Source organism: Sphingobacteriales bacterium (assembly GCA_016706405.1).
Lineage (GTDB): Bacteria > Bacteroidota > Bacteroidia > Chitinophagales > UBA2359 > BJ6.
Map to the genome: position 1 here is coordinate 220,785 of JADJJT010000003.1, position 18,597 is coordinate 239,381.

Below are 18,597 nucleotides of genomic sequence, written 5' to 3' on the forward strand. Positions count from 1 at the left end.
TAGTGCTTTTAACTACTTTGGGGCAAAATTATGTATGCTTGTAATAAGGCACAAAAAGTTTGCCTATTTTGGCATTTTAGTACAATTTGAACCTAAATTATAAGTTGTCCACAAAAATAGTATTTTCGGCCATCATTTTCGCTATTTTGCCGTACTTAAATTGCCAACTGCCCTAATTGCCTGGGCGCGGTCGCTGGCGGGGCTTATACCAAAACTAATAATTGCCTCAACAATTTTCGCCTCGTTTATTTGTTTTATTTTTTCAACACTGTCTAATTTATCGGCGGCGGCAACTTTTTTTATGGCATCTATAAATATTTTTGCAGCCGAAACAATCCATCTGTTGACGGTAATATCACAAAGCACTGTTAAGCCCAACTCCGACCGTATAATTTGTGTAATGGGTACATTAGCAAAGCTAACTAAATACTCATGTATTCGTCCGGCGCTTAAAAGACTATTAAACTCGGAAGTATTTTTAAAAGAAAACGAGTTAGCACCAACATGTACTGCCGTTACCGTCTTTTTGTCGGCTGCCAAAGCTTTTACTACCGGAACATCAAATTTTAATTTTATGCTTAGTGCCGGTATTATATAATTATTTTTTGCAACTTTTAATTGGGTCAATTGCATTTTAGGGTCGTAGGCCGCTTTAATAAAAACGCCTGTTAATTGTTTATTATCGCGCAGTAAAACCTCCGATTCGGGGTCGCGCAGTAAGCGGTGGCTTTCGGCATCGTAAACGCAAATGCGCGATTCGTCAATACCGAATTCGTTTATATTGTATTCGCAATCTATACCATATTGTTGGAAGCACTGCTGAAAAGCATCCGGATAAAAATATTTAAACGCCGCCATTAAAAGGGGCAAGCCGCGCCCGCCTCCGGCAAATTGAATAAATCCGTACGAAAAAACTGCTTTATCATAAGAATTAATTGCATCAAAATTACCTTCGTTTGCCGAAATAGCTTTGAGCACTTTTATTTCAAAGGGAGTTATACCAAACTGAGCAGCCTCTGAAGACGCGCTCGACATGCTAACTGTTGCTTCGCCTTCATACGAAATTCCGGATAAATATTGAGTTGCCGAACTTCGAACATAGTTATTAAAGGCAATTTTTTTTGACGTGCCGTTAGGTGTTACAAAACTGAGTGCATACTTGGCAAAATCGCGCAATACCTGAAAACTTAGGTCGTTTGGCGCAATAATACCGTTACTATAAACATTATTTTTAACAATATTTGTAAATGCCAACCATTTTTTTACATATTTTGCCTGAAACTCGTTGATGGCATTAATAGTTTTAGGTAGCTGGGCAGCAGAAACTACAGTTTCTATGGGTGTTTCGCCATGCCATTCGCTTAAAAACTGCCAATGTACGAGGGCTTTTTGAATTTTAACCACATCGGCTGAACGGTTGCCAGTTGCCGAGTTGCCGACAGGGGCGGTAATTCCTGCCTCTAAAAATTGGGCAGCATTGGTTGTTGTAAGTCCTATGGTGTTGCGGGCTGTTAAAATGGCAGCCCTATCGTTGGCAGCCGGGAAGAGAATGGCCGTTTGCAAAAGCATTAATAATTGACTTTGGGGCTCAACAAGGGGGTCGGGCAGGTGTTCGCTGAGTTTGCAAAATTGTTTTATGGCGGCAATAGTGTGCTGTAATCGCTGCGCTGAGATTATGGCTTGCCCTGTTTCGGTGGGGGTTTCAAGGTCAAGATGGGCAGTGCTTAAAAAGGCGGCGGCGTTTAAACTTTGTTGTACGCGGCGCACGTCATCGGCATAGTTATCGCCATCTAAGCCCACCGAGCCTTTAAGCTGGTAGGCAAATTTGAAGGAAAAATTGCCTATTGGAGTGGTTGTGGTATCGGGGGGTGAGTTTGTATTATTGCCAGTATTGTTAGAATTTGAATTGCCGCCACTGTTGTTGTTTGTATTATTTCCGGAGGTTCCGGAAGATGACGAACCACTGCTGCTGCCGGTTCCGGATATTGGCACCTTAAGTTGTTGGCCAATTGTCAAGGCATTACTTGTTAAATTATTTAAACTCCGCAAAACATCGACAGTAATATTAAAAAGTTGGGCAATTTTGAATAGGGTGTCGCCTTGTTTTACCGTATAAATAGTAGTTTTGGGTGCATCGGCACCGCCGCCAGTGTTGTTGTTGCCGCCTTGGTTTCCTGAGGAATTGTTCCCACCTCCGGGCAGTTTTAATTGCTGGCCAACCGAAAGGGTGTTGGTTAATAAATTATTTAACGATTTTATAGTTTCTACACTAGTTTTATGTTCGGTGGCGATTTTATACAAGGTGTCGCCAGGTTTTACAATATAAATGGTGTAGTTAGACGGGTTTCCGCCGTTAGAGTTGCTTCCGGGTATTTTAAGTATTTGCCCCAACGCAAGGGCATCGGTTAGTAAATTATTAGCTTTTTTAAGTGCGTCAATGGTGCAGCTAAATTTTATGGCAATTTTATACAAGGTATCGCCTGCCTGAACGGTATAAGTCATATTTATTAACTATTTTAAACGAACTTAAGGGCAAATATAAGGCTTTCCTTGTTATATCAATGTTTAATTTTTAAATTTGATTTTAGATTAAAAACCGAATAATTTCCGGAAAAAATCCGGAAACACAGCTTCAGTATCCAATTAATTATTTAGTCAGTTTTAAATTTGTAACCAATGCCATATACTGTTTTAATATAATCGGCAGAACCCTTTTGAATTAATTTTCGGCGCAAATTTTTAATATGCGTGTATAACGAGTCAAAAAGTTCATCGTTTAAAATTCCGTCCCAAACATGTTCGGCCAAAGCGTTTTTGCTAATAACCCGGTTTTTATTGGCAATTAGGTACAACAATAGTTTGTATTCGGTAGGAGTTAAAGTTAGTATTTCGTTAAAAACCGTAACTTCGTGTCTATCTGTGTTTATGCTTATTTCACCCTCAACCACATTTTTTTGTCCTTCAAATTGTTTTCGGCGCAAAACGGCTTTAATGCGGGCATTCAACTCAGACAGGCTAAAAGGTTTCACCAAATAATCGTCTGCACCGTAATTTAGGCCGGCAACCTTATCGTCCACCGAGTCTTTTGCCGATATAATTATTACACCCGAGCGGAGTTGCATTTTTTGGGCTTCTTGCACCAAACTCATGCCGCTGCCAAAGGGCAAACCTATGTCCACTAAAATGCACTCATAGTTATTGGCAGTAATTTTTTCGAGACCTCCGGTAAAGTCAAAAGCCGAATCACAAACAAACGACTCGCGCGACAGATATGTTACCATGGCATTTTGCAGCGCGGTGTCGTCTTCTACAATTAAAATTTTCATAAACTTGTATAACAGTTATCGGTTAAGTTAAGGGTAAAAAAGTAAATTTTAATTACCTTCTCTTATCGAGTGTGTTGGTGCCAAAAAGCACATCCCAAAACGGCGAGCTAACGCCATAACCGCGGTCGGGGTCGTGAAAATGATGTACCAGATGGTGTTTGCGCAAAGCTTTAAACCAGGCATACGGTAAATTTAAATGGTGCATGGCATAATGCCCCATATCGTAGGCCAAATAACCCAATAAAAAACCAGCCATAAAAGGGTGATAATAGGTTGCATCGGGATAAATTGCAGTAAATAAATACCTGAATAAAAGATAAAAAAAACTTGCCAGCGGAATGCTTAATACGGGCGGCATTACTAACCGCCACGAGTCGTTTGGATAGTCGTGGTGAACACCATGGCAAATAAAATGCAAGCGTTTTCCCCAATTACTGGTAGGATGGTAATGAAACACAAACCTATGGATAGTATATTCAACAAACGACCAAACGAAAATACCGGCTGGAAAAAGCAATAGTATTTGTGTTAAACTGTGCTGCGCAACGATTACAGATTGATAAAGCAGCCAACCAATTACAGGCAAAAACAAAATAAGTGGCACGGTAAAATGCACCCTCGACAGCTTGTTTAACAAAGGATTGGCAAACATCGTTACACTTTCATCTTTATTAGATATATATTGTTTGTTAGACATAAAGGAATTAAATATAAAAATGCAAGTACAAAATTACAACAAATTACTTTGTTTGCCAAATTTAGGTTCAACTTCGCCACCTAAGTACAATAACGTGCTGTGTAGATGGGACTGCGCAGGTGGGGCTTGGTTAGTCTATTACAAAATTGTACCTTTGTGGCAGCAAACATGCAAACATCAACATTAACTTTTCTAAAAAGCAAGATTACACTTGTTGATAGAGGGAAAATTATTTTTATTTTTATCGAAGTATGAAACGCTATTTTAGCATATTAGCTGTAAGTTTTACTATATTGACACTTATTTTGTTATTTTCTTTATCCGGATGCCAAAATACAAGCGACAAAGAAGGTAAAATCAAGAAACCTTTTTTAAAAGAAATGGTTAAAGCCAGCAGCCTCGGCGTATCGTACAAAATACATACCCAAAAAGGTGGCCGTAAAGCCGTTTATGGCGACTATATTGTATTACACATGCAAGGCGTAAATGCTCGAGACTCAATTATCAGCAACTCGTACACGGACAGCCCGATGCGCTTTAATTTTAACCACAATTTGTTTCAAGGAACACTCAACGAGGGGTTAAGCCAAATGAGTATTGGCGATAGTGCCAGCTTCACTATTCCCGTTGATACCCTTTTTGGCGAAAAATTGCCCGCCTATGTTCAAAAAGGCGAAAAATTTACCTACCATATTACTTTGATTGATGCCTTTTCGAAGGCCGATTTGAACGAACAAAAAAACAAACTTGTAAGTGAACAACGGATAAAGGATGAAGAACGAATTACAAAATTTTTAAAAGACAACAAAAGTGAAATGAAACAAACCAGTTCGGGTTTGTTTTACAAAATATACCAAGACGGCAAAGGTGAACGCATAAAGTTAGCCGACAAAGTTAGCATGACCTATAATATAACCCTGTTAACTGGCAAAAAAGTTAGCTCGCTTTTAGCTCCGGAAGATTATGTAGTGATAAAACAAATTAAAGGGCTACAAGAAGGGTTACAACTATTAAATAAAGGTGCTAAAGCCCGGCTAATTGTACCCTCGCATTTGGCTTATGGCAATACACCCAAAGGTGCAATTCCGGCCAATTCTATATTAATATACGACCTCATTATTGCCGATGTAAAGCCCACCGATTTGCAGCAAGAGACGACCAAAACGCCGAAAGGTCAAAAGAAAAACATGAACTCCATAAAAATTAGCCCTAAAAAGCCTGTCGCAACTCCGCAGCCCGCTACCCCACGCCGCAAATTAGAAGTAGGCCAAGACGCACCCCCCACCACCATCGAAGTTAAATAGCGGTAGCAACAGCTACGTTAAACAATTGCCTGTTGTAATATTTGCAAACTATGCCTACCCTCGGCAAACAACAAATCTAGAATACTTACATTGGGTAAAAAGCCAGTTTGAGGCTCAAACACCTGCGAATAAACAGGTGGCGTATAATTTGCATCGGGATGGCTTTTGCTTTCAGAGGGGTGGTAAACTGCCCTAAAATCGGCCATAAGGTGGGCGGGGTAATTTTTTTGGTAACTATCGGTAACTTGTAAAATTTTATCAACCTTTAATAATTGAACGATTTGCCGTGTTAAAGCCAAATTAAAATCAAATAAATATTGATAAGGTTTATGATAAAACGGATAGAGTGCATCTTCGTAATACTCAAAAAAAGGAGAAGAACGATAAGCAGCAATTAAACTTTGCCAATGCAATCGCTGCCAGTTGTACGCATTTGATATTTTTACTTCGTGCATAGCCATCCGGATATTTTTGCCTCCTTCAATCGGAATGCTTAAAGTTAAAACTCCGTTAGGTGTGGCAATGTAGGCCCGGTTTCGGAAAGACGATTTTACAAAATGCTCGTACTTTTCAATAAAAATGCTTGGGTGTGTTATTAAACGTGCATAATAACCAATACTACCCATATACTGTGCGTCTAACAAAATTGGCAAATTATTCATAACGCTGGCAAAAGTACTACATACACCCTAAATTTGGCGTGTTTACCAGCAAATAAGTTATATATTTGCCCCTGTATGATAGGTTTTATAACGGCAATTTTAATTAAACTTACCTGCCCTTTAACTAAAAAACGTTACTTTAAGAGGCTTATTTTGCCCTTTAATATTTCCGGAAAAAATTGGAAGTACATCTTTTGTATTAGCCTCTTGTGCTTACTATTTAATATTGGCAAGGCACAACAGTCATCATGGGCAATGCCGGATTTCAATAACAGTATTGAACCTAATTTACATATAGGCCGCATTATAAAACATACTTGGAAATTTAAGCCTAATATTACCGAAAATTCGACCGTTTACGCGCTAAGTTTTGCCCATCGCACATCGCCGGCAAAAGGCCGCCTTTGGCATGCCCTTTGGGGGTATCCGGAGTGGAGCGTTACGGCAGCATATACAAAGTACGGCAATGGCAATATATTTGGGACTGCGGTAGGTTTGCTTCCTGCCTTACATTTTTCAATTATAAAAAATAAACATTTGAATTGGCAATTCAGGTTTGGGGCAGGTCTTAACTATATAACTAAAAAATTTGACATAGCTAATAATCCAACAAATAATGTTATTGGCAGCCATATTAATAATTATACTTTAATTGGTACTTCGCTTGAGTGGCGTTTAGGGCAAAAATGGTCAGTTTTGGGGCATTTTAGTTTTTCCCACAGTTCAAATGGGCGCACTTCGTCTCCTAACTTGGGTATTAATTTACCCTCAGCAGGTTTGGGCTTGCGTTTTTACCTATGGCAACCCACGCAAAGCACAAGCACTCCAATTGATGTTACAGACTCGATTAAACAGGCCTACAAGATACCGTTCCTTAAACGCCCCTTGCGAAGATGGCAGTTAGGCGTGCGATTTGGGCATGGTTTTACATCGGGGGCGGTGCCGGGTGGCCCCAAATTTAGTGTTTGGATGTTTGCCCCCTACCTGCAAAAACGTTTAACAGCCAAAGGGCAAATTATGGTGGGTGTTGAAAGTAGTTACTATACCGGAATTTACCATTATGCGGTTTTTCAAGCGGCATGGCCAGCCCCGCAATGGAAATCGGCTGTTAAAGTAGCCCCATACGCCGCCTACGAGTTAATATTTGGCAACATGGGTATCGTCGCCGTAACAGGTTTTTACGTTTACGATGTATTTTTTAAACGCGAAACTTTATTCAACAAACTTGGTTTACAATACCATGCAAAAAACAGACTGCCCAAAACACACCAACCGCGTCAGAAAAATAATTTGTACGGCGGCATTTATTTAAAAACTCACTATGGCAATGCCGAAATGGTCGAGATTGCCATTGGTTGTGCTTTTTAGTATGCAGTTAAGCATAATTAGCTAATGCAAAATAATAAAGGCAAGATTAATTTGTGTAAATAATTGATTATTAGTTGTTTGTATGATTTTTGCTCGTTAATCACTTAAAGTATTTATTCAAGCAATAATATTCCGGATAATAAAAAGTTTCACTTCAAAGAAATCATACTTCAAACAATCATTATGTGATCAAAAGCAAAAACTACCCTAAGATATGTCAATATACTTATTACCTTTGTAGTTAAAATACACGTATCTTAAAAATGGATTTATCGCACATTATTAATCAGTTAGGCGAAGAACGTGAACAGTATTTACACGCAGTATCGCCTCCAATTTTTCAAAGCAGCAATTTTGCCTACCCCAATATAGCTCAACTTCGCTTAGCACTAAAAGATGAGTTAAACACACCCTTTTACACACGTGGCTGCAACCCTACCGTGGCTATTTTGCGCAAAAAAATTGCTGCCTTAGAACAAGCCGAAGATGCCCTGATAACCGGCAGCGGCAGCGCTGCTATTGCTATGGCAGTTATTTCGCAACTCAAAGCAAACGACCACGTAATTTGTGTTGCCAAACCTTATAGCTGGACGTTTAATTTGCTAAACAATTTGTTGCCACGCTTTGGCGTTACAACCACATTTATTGACGGAGAAACAATTTCTAATTACAAAAACGCCCTGCAAAGCAATACCAAACTTGTTTTTTTAGAAAGTCCAAACTCTATGACTTTTGAATTGCAAGATTTGAGTGAAGTAGCTTCGTTTGCCAAAAAACACCAGCTTACCACTATTATTGGCAACAGCTACGCCTCGCCAATTTTCCAAAATCCAATTAGTTTCGGAATTGACATGGTAGTACATTCGGCCAGCAAATATATTGGCGGACACAGCGACGTGGTGGCAGGTGTAATTTGCGGCAAAGCCCAAACCATTCGCAAAATTTTTGAAAACGAATTTATGACGCTTGGGAGTATCATTTCGCCCAATGACGCATGGCTACTGCTGCGGGGCTTGCGCACCTTGCCCATCCGGATGGAGCGGGTAGAAAATACCACACAACAAGTAGTCGCTTTTTTAGCACAACATCCGCTTGTAGAAAGTATAAATTACCCGTTTTACCAGCAATCGGCACAATATAAATTGGCAAAACAGCAAATGCGGGGCGCAGGTGGACTTTTATCATTTACCATAAAAGCCGATTCGCTGGCACAAATGGAAACTTTTTGCAATAATTTACAATATTTTCTGCTGGCGTGTTCGTGGGGAGGCTACGAGTCGCTGGCTTTTCCGATATGCTGCCTTTACGAAAGCGAAAATTATGGCCGCACTAATTTACCTTATAATTTTGTGCGCCTATACATTGGCCTCGAAGACCCCGAACCCCTTATTGAAGACCTTTCGAATGCCCTAAATGCAGTTGAGAAAATGAAAAGTAAGACAAGAATTTAATTTAACAACGAAAAATCATACTTGATGAAATAGGGTGGAAAAACCAACTTATTTAAAGTATCCGGAAAAATAAATACCCAAGTAAACATCTCCCGTGTTTAAAGTATAATAAAGGCAAATTATATAATTTATTTCGTGTCAGGCATTTACATCCATATACCGTTTTGCAAACAAGCATGTCATTACTGCGATTTTCATTTTAGCACCTCGTTAAAATACAAAGCGCAAATGGTAGCTGCCTTATGCCGCGAAATTGCCTTGCGCCAAACCTATCTGCCGGAAAATAACAATTCTATTCAAAGCATTTACTTTGGCGGAGGCACCCCTTCCTTATTAAGCGAAATTGAGTTGACTCAAATTTTTAAGACCCTCGAAACACATTTTAACTTTGCAAATAACACCGAAATTACCCTTGAAGCTAATCCGGATGATTTGGATAAAAATTATATCCGGATGCTGCGGCAATTACCCATCAATCGGCTAAGTATTGGCATTCAATCTTTTCATGAAGCCGATTTGCTGTTTATGAACCGCGCCCACAACGCCCAACAAGCCCTTGATGGCGTACGCCGTGCGCAAGATGCCGACATCACCAATCTTAGTATCGATCTTATTTATGGCACTCCTACCCTCAACCAAACCTTGTGGCAGCAAAATTTAAATCAAACCATAGCATTGCAAGTGCCTCATGTCTCGGCCTATTGCCTTACCGTTGAGCCACGCACTGCATTGTACCATTTTATCCAAAAAGGCAAAGTAAATCCACCAAACGACGAGCAAGCCGCCAAACAATTTGTGATGCTAAGCCAAACGCTTACACAAAACGGATTTACACACTACGAAATATCTAATTTAGCGCTTCCGGGCTTCGAAGCGAAACACAACAGCAGTTATTGGCAGGGCAAACCCTATTTAGGCATAGGCCCCTCGGCGCACTCGTTTAACGGCCTTACCCGACAGTGGAATATAGCCCATAACCCACAATACATTAAAACTATTGAGTTGGGGCAATTACCCGTAGCCGAAGTTGAAGAACTAACCACTAACCAACGCTTCAACGAATATCTTATGACATCTTTGCGCACCTTAAATGGCTGTAATTTGAATACGATAACCCAACAGTTTGGGCAAACTTATTCCAATTACCTCGTTAAGGCAGCACACAACTACGTTGAAACCGGACAAATGGTTAAGCCCCAGCCACATGTATTGGCTTTGGCAGCCCATGCCCGTTTTGTTTCAGATGGTATTATAAGCCAACTTTTTATTATTGACAAAGACGAAAATAAATAATAACAATACACTATCTACACCTCACAAAGTAAATAATGAAACTTATAATTTTGATTTTAAGAAATAATATTTAAATTTGCCAATTCATCAGCCACCAGCCAAAAGCCACCAACCTATTAGTCACTCACATCACTTTATAACACATGGCCTGCAAATTAAAATTAATTTTTGTTTTCGTAATTTATATACTTAACAGTAGTTTTTACCAAAACACAGTTGCCCAAACAGTCAAGCTCCCCAAAATTCCGGGCGAAATATTGGTTCAGCTATCAAACAACTTTACCCCCAGCCAAATAGCTGCTGAATTTTCTGCTTATAATCTTTGCCTAAAACAAGCAATTGTACCATCGCTTAATATTTGGTTATTTACGCATCAGGCTGCCAATCAAAACAACTTGTACCAAGCTATGCTTCGGCATCGGGGAGTGAGGCAAGTACAATACAACCACTTATTAAAGAGCAGGCAAACAACACCCAACGACCCCAATTTTTTGTATCAATGGCAATACGTTAATGACGGCAACAGCGGCGGAGTTGCCGATGCCGATATAGATGCCGACCAAGCTTGGGATATTACTACCGGAGGCTTTACACCTTTAAATGATGAAATTGTTGTAGCCATTTTAGACGATGGAGTGGATGATACACATCCGGATATAACGCCCAATTTATGGGTAAATCTCAACGAAACAGCCAATAACAGCATAGACGACGATGGCAATGGCTATATTGACGATGTGCGAGGTTGGTACAATGCCAAAAATAATGACCAAATTGACGGTGGATTTTTTGGCGGTTCGCATGGCACGCCTGTTTGTGGTATTGTTGGGGCAAAAGGCAATAATAACGAAGGTGTTTGCGGCGTAAACTGGAACGTAAAATTAATGGTGGTTGTTATGGACGAACTGACTGAGGCCGAAGCCTTGGCCGGGTATGGCTATGTATTAGCAAACCGGAAATTGTACAACGAAACCAGCGGTAAAAAAGGTGCCTTTGTGGTAGCCTCGAACGCATCTTGGGGAATAGACTATGGCAAACCCGCAGACGCGCCCTTGTGGTGCACAATGTACGATGCCCTTGGCGAGCAAGGTGTTTTAAACGTAGGTGCTACCGCCAATTTAAACATAAACGTTGATGTAGAGGGCGACCTGCCAACTACTTGCCCCAGCGACTATTTAATTGCCGTAACCAATGTAAACAACAAAGACATAAAAATAAATGCCGCCGGCTACGGAAGCACCCATATTGACCTTGGCGCATTTGGCGAAGATGTTTACACTACTGCCGATGGCGGCAAATATGCACCTTTTGGCGGAACGTCGGGGGCTGCCCCACACGTAACCGGCACCATAGCATTATTGTATGCCGCAGCCTGCCCCGGATTTACCGCTTTGGCAAAATCAAAACCCAATGAGGCCGCCTTAGCAGTACGCACCTATATTTTACAAAGCACCGACCCAAACACCTCGCTAACGGGCATTACCGCTACCAATGGCCGACTTAACACCTTTAACGCTTTACAATTAACCCTTGCCGACCCCTTGTGTAATGATACAATATGTATTGCACCCTATAATTTACAGGCAAACGATATCACTGCTACGCAGGCCACCTTAAATTGGCAGTTGTTTATTGCCGCCCCAACCTACAATTTGCGTTACAAAGCCATTGAAACTGCCGACTGGCAAACTGCCACCACCACAGCCAACAGCTACTTTATAAGTAATTTATTGGCCTGCACAACCTACGAATTTCAGGTGCAAGCTATTTGTGAAGACGATATTGAAAGCCCATATAGTGCTTCGGGGGTGTTTACCACCGCCGACTGTTGCCAAGCACCGCCCGCCCTGCTTGCATCGCAAATAAACAAAACAACAGCAACAGTAAATTGGCAAAGCCAAGCTTTGGTTACACAATACGAACTTAGCTATACCCCCGTATGGCCGCTAAATTGGCAAACACTAACTACAACCGATACTTTTTTAACAGTTCCAAATTTAGACAGTTGCCTGCAATACCATTTTAAATTGGTAAGTATTTGCTCACAAGCAGCATCGGCATCGATAAACACTGTTATACAAACCAAGGGCTGCGGAACCTGTTTAGATGCCAACTATTGCACTGCCAAAGGCAATATTGAAGCCAAAGAAGAATATATTAAAACAGTGCAAATTGGCAATTATACCCACGAATCGGGGCAAGACGGCGGTTATATGCTTATTGATAGTACTGACCTTACCCTGCAAACGACCGAAGTTTACGAACTGCAGCTTACGCCCGGATTTAACAGTTTCAATTTTAACGAATATTGGCGAATATGGATAGATTATGACCAAGATGGCCTATTCAACCCGGTTGCCGAATTGGCCTACGACTCAGAAAAGGCCTGGAATAAAGCAATTAAAGGAAGTTTAGTTATCCCCAACACAGCTGCTCCGGGGTTTACCCGAATGCGTGTAGCCATGCGTTTTAAAGAAGCACCGTCCGAGTGTGGGCAGTTTTCGTTTGGCGAAGTGCAGGATTATTGTATAATTATAACACCCAACACCGGAGTTCCACAGTTGCCACCAAACAACATACTTATAGCACAAAACCCCTTTGCAAATTCAATATTTATAAGCATAGTAGCCAATAAACCTACAAACTTGCAGTTGATACTGACAAACATTACAGGACAAAAAGTAGTGAGTAAAGATTTTATTTTAACATCCGGAATTAATAGCCTAAGCCTTGAAACGAGCGGCGTACCTGCCGGCATGTATTTTTTATCCGGATATTTTGCTGGGCAGCCGCATAGCGCTTTCCATCAAAAATTAGTGAAATAAAAGAGGGAAATTATTTTGAATTTTCCGGCTCAAAATCTAACGCAGCCGAGTTAATGCAGTAGCGCAAGCCAGTTGGCTTAGGGCCATCGTCAAAAACATGGCCAAGATGGGCTTCGCAACGGTTGCAAACGACTTCAGAACGTTCCATTCCCAGTGATTTGTCGAGGTGTTGGCCAACGTTTTGTTGGTTGACGGGCTGGTAATAACTTGGCCAGCCAGTACCACTATCAAACTTTGCGCCGCTTGAAAACAAAGGCAACCCGCACGACACACAAGTATAAATACCTTTTTCGTGGTGGTTGTTATATTTGCCCGTAAAGGCGCTTTCAGTTCCTTTTTGACGGGTAACGTAATATTGCATTTCGGTAAGTTGGGCTTTCCATTCGCTATCGGTTTTAATAATTTTAGCAAATGGCAGGTTTTGTTCTGTACTCTTTTTTTGCTGGTTAGCATTGGCGCCAACACCGCCATTTTGTGAAGATGGATTTTGACTGTTTATACTGCACGAACTGTTTAATAATAAGGCTAAAATAACAAATACGCTAAGTAGGAAAGAAGAAAATGACATGATACTATGAATGTGAATTGGGTGAAGAATTTGAAACAAATTTTAGCACAATTTTAATTAAATTTCTTCATCCCGATAAAAATTATCCGGATGAATTGGAGCAAAGCGATTAGGCTTGCTCTGACAGAAAACAGTTATTTTTCAGTTAAAGTTTAAACGAATATATGTTTTTCCAGAACGAACTAAATGCTGAAAAAGTTTATTACCATCCGGATTTTAAATCATAACGGTCGTTGATCTCCGGATAGAAATTCACTTCCGCTTAACGTAACGCAGAGATACATTTTTAAATTGTCAATTAGTAAAAAAGCAGTAAGGCGTCAAACATGGCATTTGCAATTTCGTTTTGCCCTTCTTCTGAACCTAAATAAAGCTCTTCGGTAGCATTGCTCAAATAACCAATTTCTACCAATACACTTGGAATACCTGTTTTGTACAAGACCCAAAAATTGCCTTGTTTTACGCCGCGGCAAGGCAAATTGGGCAAAACACACAATTTATTGGAAATAAGGCTTGCCAAGTTGGTGTTTTGATCCATATTGTCGGCTTTAAAAATTTCGCCTAAAATTGCCCGAGTTGCAGGGTCTAAGGGTTCGGCTGGATCAAAACTATATTTATTTTGGTAATTTTCTTCCAATTTTATTACCTCGTTTTCAATTTGCTCGGTAAATGAGGTGGCCCCAATATTTTCTGACATTATATAAACCTCAGACCCCCGAACACTTTTTGATTTTGGGTGTGAATTACAATGGATTGAAATAAATATATCGGCGCCATATTTATTAGCCATTAACGAGCGTTGCCATAACGGTACAAATATATCAATATCGCGCGTATAAATGACCTCGACCTGCGGGAAATTTTGCCTGATAACTTCACCGAGTTTTAAAGCAACTTGCAGATTAATATCTTTTTCAGCAAACAATTTGCCCTTACAACCCGGATCCTTACCTCCATGTCCGGGGTCAATAATAATTTTTTTAAGGGCGCGGGGTGTTTGAATACATAAATCGGTATTGCTTTTATTAACCAAATTGCTTTCAACTACAGTGTTTGAGGATGGAGTAGCTGATTTGGCTACGGCAAAAGGCAATGGGTTTGGGCAAAAGAGTGCCAATAAAATGGTAAAAATGATTGCTGAAAAAACCTTAAAAATTTTTGGGGTAAAATATTGTGCCCGCATAAACGTTGTTATAAGCTATGTATTTATTACTTTTGTGGTAAATAGCAAAATTGCCAAGCCTTATCTTATTTTCATGTTGAGCGATAAAAGCGACAAAATTAGTATTAAATTTTTGCAGCTAATAATTTTTTTTTGTAGCTTATACGTTTCCCATCTTATTTTCAGGTCTGATTTAAGTGCGCAAAACTCATTGCCAGCAACTATAATATCCGGAAAAACTGATACGATAAAACGCGACTCGTTAGCTGTTGCTCCCTTAGATAGCATTGACCTGAAAGGGCTTAAAACAGCTACCGATAATTTTGATGCACCCGTAAATTACAAAGCACGAGACAGCATTGTTTACGACCTTACCAACGAAAAAGCTTTTATTTACGGGCAAGGCGAGGTTACGCAAAAAGATGTGAACCTTAAAGCCGGTTTCATTGACTTAAATAATAAAACCAAGCTGGTTGCTGCCATAGGGCGTGCCGACTCATCCGGAAGTATTATAGAGAAACCTATTTTTTCGCAAGGCGAGCAAGTTTTTAACGCCACCGAGCTATCGTACAATTTTAAAACAAAAAAAGGGCGAATTAATGACGTAGTAACACAACAAGGCGATGGCTTTTTACATGGCGAGCAGGTTAAAAAAAGTCCGGATAACGAATTTTACGCTTACCACAATTATTATACAACTTGTAATTTAGAAGAGCCACATTTTCACATTGCATTAAAAAAAGTAAAAGTTGTACCCAACGAGTTAATTGTTTCGGGCCCGGCGCAACTTACCATCCAAAACGTGCCTACGCCGTTGGTGCTTCCATTTGGAATTTTCCCAATTCAAAAAGGGCAAAGATCCGGAATTGTACTACCAAGCTGGGGTTTTTCGCCAACACAGGGCTATTATTTCAGAAACGGCGGCATTTATTTGGGCTTTGGCCGTTTAGCCGATTTTGAACTTACCAGCGATATTTATACCCGCGGCACCTGGCGATTAAATTTATTGAGCCGCTATGTGCGCCGGTATCGTTTTAATGGCAATTTTAATATTGGCTATGGCATGGCAAAAAATGGCGACCCCATAACCCCCGATTTTACCAAGTCGAAAAATTTTGAAGTGAGTTGGCAGCACAACCAAGACCAAAAGGCACATCCTTACAGGCGTTTTTCGGCCAATGTGCGTTTTTTAAGCAATAATTACACCCGCACCTACGAAGTATCAAACCAAGATGTGCTAACCAATACCTACAATTCGTCAATAAGTTTTAATTATACTTTTCCGCATAGCCCGTTTAGTTTTACCGCCCAAGCCAACCACGACCAAAACACAAACACCCGCATTGCCACGCTTACATTGCCGCGCCTTACGCTTAATATGCGAAGCATTAACCCCTTTAAACGCAAAATACAAGTAGGCAAACAACGGTGGTACGAAAAAATTGCCCTTAATTACAACAACAACGCCTTGGCCAAAATTGTAGCCGCCGATAGTTTGCTGCTTACCAAACAGGCGCTCGAATATTTAGAGGCGGGCATGGCGCACCAAGCAAGTTTGCGCACCGATTTTAAGTTGTTTAAATATTTTAATTTAGCACCAAGCTTTAATTATACCGAAAACTGGTATCCGCAATCGACCCGCAAAGTATTTATTGCCGACACCACCTACGAAACTATAACTACTACAACCGGCGAAACAAAAACAGATACAATTTTGCCGCATTTAAAAACCATTAAAGACAAAGGTTTTGCTTCAACGCGCTATTTTAGTGCTTCGACTTCACTTTCGACTCGTATTTATGGCAGTTTTTTGTTTAAACGTGGGCGCATTGCTGGCATTAGACACGAGGTAAACCCTTCGGTTGGTTTTTCGTATAGCCCTAATTTTGCCGACCCGTTTTGGGGCTATTATCAACAAATTGAAGATGAAAACGGCCAATATATTTCCGGACAAAATGAAGAAGTTTACAAATATTTAAATTTAGATACAAACTACCGCTACTCCATTTTTGAAGGTATGCCATTTGGTGGCCCTGGCTCCGGAAAATCCGGAACAATTAGCTTTTCAATTGGCAATAATTTACAAATGAAAATGCGCCCCAAAATAGATACCACCGAAATCAAAAAGAAAATTAACCTGATAGACCAATTTTCAGTTGCATCAGGTTATAATTTGGCCGCCGACAGCTTAAACTGGCAAATGATAAATTTAAGTGCCCGGACAAATTTGTTTAACGGCGCTGTAAGTATTATTTGGAGTGCAAGTTACGACCCTTATATTATTAACAGCAATGGCAGAAGGCTAAATACTTTGGTTTGGAACGACAGTAAAAAATTAGCCCGTTTTAACGGCACAAATTTAACAATTAACACCACACTTAGACCAAAAAACAAACAAACTACCGCAAGTCAGCCACAAACACAGGCACAGGCACAGGCAAATAGCAGTGGGGCAAGGCGCGGCGAGGGCTTATTACAACCAAGTACTACGCCAAACACTACCGACAACAGAATAAATGAAGAAGAGGCAGAAGCTATTGGTTTAAATCCGGAAAATTATGTAAACTGGGAGATACCATGGAATTTATCTGCCGGATATACCTTAAATGTGCAGCCGCAAACATCGAACGGCATCACCAAAAATCAAATTACCCAAACCATTGCACTCAATGGTGATATTAATTTAACCTATAAATGGAAAATTGGATTTAGCACCGGCTACGACCTTACAAATAAAGATATTTCGCGCACATCAATAGATATTTACCGCGATTTGCATTGCTGGGAAATATTATTCACTATTGCACCATTTGGGCAATATAAACGCTACGATTTTACTTTACGGGCAAAATCGCCCACCCTGCAAGACCTCAAACTAAGCCGTAAACGCAACTGGCGCGACTTTTAACCTCGCACCCTACTTTATTTGCATGCCCCACTCCTACCCTACTTTACCGGGCTAACTTACAGGCAACAATTAAAGCCATTGTAACTGTTTAGGTTCGAAAGTTTGAGTTTGCCCGTCCAATAATGTCAATTCTAAATGCCCCGAACTGCGTACACCTGTCAATTTGGCAGTAAATTCCTGCCCGTTTGCCCTAAATTGCCCCAGTTTGTTAAAACGGTACAAGAATTGAAGGTAGTTTTGATGTAAAATATTATACTCGCCCTGATATAACAAAGAATAAAACTTAGAAGTAAAATGATTTAAAAAAGGTAGCACCTGCAATACAGGGTCAATGGTTTGTTGGCTAAGTAAGGCCAGCGAGGTAGTTCGGGTAGCAATTTCGTCCGGAAAACAGATTTGATTTATATTTAAACCAATACCAACCACCGAAGCATAAATATTATTACCCTGCCAAATATTTTCAATTAAAATTCCACCTATTTTTTTATCTTCAACAAATAAATCGTTAGGCCATTTAATACAAACCGTTTTAGCTGTAAATTGTTTTAAGCAATGTAAGCACCCCAAAGCTATGGCTTGGCTAAGTGCAAACAACTGATTAAAAGGCAAAAAATTTGGATATAAAATATATGAAGCCATTAAGTTTAACCCCAATTCGCTGTGCCAGTTTGCCCCTTGTTGCCCACGCCCCTGCCATTGATAATTAGCCGTAATGACCGTCCCCTCTTCCGGAAGATTTTTTTTACTAAACTCCTCATTTTTAATCAATAACATAGCATAATTATTAGTCGAATCAATTTTATCTAACGCAATATGGAACTTTCCGAGTTGTTTCATGCTTATAAAGTACAGTTTTGGGGCAAAATAACAAAATCCGGATGAAAAAAAGTTATATTTAGCAACAATTACCTACCTTTATTCGTTATTTTATACCACAACCAAATTATTTACTAATCTACAATTATTTTGAAGACCTTAGAAAAAACTAAAACCCGCCGGACTACTACAACAACACCCGCCGCTACTTCGCAAA

General features: G+C 40.1%; 13 protein-coding genes. 6 read left to right on the top strand and 7 right to left on the bottom strand.

Going from position 1 to position 18,597, the window contains the following annotated elements:
- Positions 1-141: 141 nt before the first annotated feature.
- The 3 genes from IPI59_12810 to IPI59_12820 form a co-directional block, all read right to left on the bottom strand.
- Positions 142-2,502, bottom strand: coding sequence for a LysM peptidoglycan-binding domain-containing protein (locus IPI59_12810; protein ID MBK7528403.1), 2,361 nt, complete (start codon positions 2,500-2,502; stop codon positions 142-144).
- Positions 2,503-2,651: 149 nt separating this feature from the next.
- Positions 2,652-3,326: a response regulator transcription factor gene (locus IPI59_12815; protein MBK7528404.1), complete on the bottom strand. Its 675-nt coding sequence runs from the start codon at positions 3,324-3,326 to the stop codon at positions 2,652-2,654.
- Positions 3,327-3,378: 52 nt separating this feature from the next.
- The gene (locus IPI59_12820) at positions 3,379-4,023 is read right to left on the bottom strand and encodes a sterol desaturase family protein (GenBank protein MBK7528405.1); all 645 of its coding nucleotides are present in this window, start codon (positions 4,021-4,023) and stop codon (positions 3,379-3,381) included.
- Between the two features lie 251 nt (positions 4,024-4,274).
- Between IPI59_12820 and IPI59_12825 the strand changes: the two genes are divergently transcribed.
- Positions 4,275-5,327 (top strand): FKBP-type peptidyl-prolyl cis-trans isomerase, encoded by a 1,053-nt coding sequence (locus IPI59_12825; protein ID MBK7528406.1) that lies wholly within the window; start codon positions 4,275-4,277, stop codon positions 5,325-5,327.
- Positions 5,328-5,344: 17 nt separating this feature from the next.
- Here IPI59_12825 and IPI59_12830 read toward each other — a convergent pair whose 3' ends face one another.
- Positions 5,345-5,989, bottom strand: coding sequence for a WbqC family protein (locus tag IPI59_12830; protein ID MBK7528407.1), 645 nt, complete (start codon positions 5,987-5,989; stop codon positions 5,345-5,347).
- 255 nt (positions 5,990-6,244) lie between these two features.
- Here IPI59_12830 and IPI59_12835 point away from each other — a divergent pair, with 255 nt between their 5' ends.
- From IPI59_12835 to IPI59_12850, 4 genes are all read left to right on the top strand, one after another.
- A complete protein-coding gene (locus IPI59_12835; protein ID MBK7528408.1) occupies positions 6,245-7,357 on the top strand; it encodes an acyloxyacyl hydrolase in 1,113 nt (370 codons plus the stop codon).
- A gap of 263 nt (positions 7,358-7,620) precedes the next feature.
- Complete coding sequence (locus IPI59_12840; GenBank protein MBK7528409.1) at positions 7,621-8,808, top strand: aminotransferase class I/II-fold pyridoxal phosphate-dependent enzyme; 1,188 nt, start codon at positions 7,621-7,623, stop codon at positions 8,806-8,808.
- 135 nt (positions 8,809-8,943) lie between these two features.
- Complete coding sequence (gene hemW, locus IPI59_12845; protein ID MBK7528410.1) at positions 8,944-10,101, top strand: radical SAM family heme chaperone HemW; 1,158 nt, start codon at positions 8,944-8,946, stop codon at positions 10,099-10,101.
- A 143-nt stretch (positions 10,102-10,244) separates the two neighbouring features.
- Positions 10,245-12,926, top strand: coding sequence for a S8 family serine peptidase (locus IPI59_12850; GenBank protein MBK7528411.1), 2,682 nt, complete (start codon positions 10,245-10,247; stop codon positions 12,924-12,926).
- A gap of 10 nt (positions 12,927-12,936) precedes the next feature.
- On the opposite strand, the gene msrB is transcribed toward IPI59_12850, so the two are convergent.
- A complete protein-coding gene (msrB, locus tag IPI59_12855) occupies positions 12,937-13,494 on the bottom strand; it encodes a peptide-methionine (R)-S-oxide reductase MsrB (GenBank protein MBK7528412.1) in 558 nt (185 codons plus the stop codon).
- A 298-nt stretch (positions 13,495-13,792) separates the two neighbouring features.
- Positions 13,793-14,677: an N-acetylmuramoyl-L-alanine amidase gene (locus tag IPI59_12860; GenBank protein ID MBK7528413.1), complete on the bottom strand. Its 885-nt coding sequence runs from the start codon at positions 14,675-14,677 to the stop codon at positions 13,793-13,795.
- A 190-nt stretch (positions 14,678-14,867) separates the two neighbouring features.
- Here IPI59_12860 and IPI59_12865 point away from each other — a divergent pair, with 190 nt between their 5' ends.
- The gene (locus IPI59_12865) at positions 14,868-17,564 is read left to right on the top strand and encodes an LPS-assembly protein LptD (protein MBK7528414.1); all 2,697 of its coding nucleotides are present in this window, start codon (positions 14,868-14,870) and stop codon (positions 17,562-17,564) included.
- A 69-nt stretch (positions 17,565-17,633) separates the two neighbouring features.
- Here IPI59_12865 and IPI59_12870 read toward each other — a convergent pair whose 3' ends face one another.
- Positions 17,634-18,401, bottom strand: coding sequence for a biotin--[acetyl-CoA-carboxylase] ligase (locus tag IPI59_12870; GenBank protein ID MBK7528415.1), 768 nt, complete (start codon positions 18,399-18,401; stop codon positions 17,634-17,636).
- Positions 18,402-18,597: the final 196 nt, after the last annotated feature.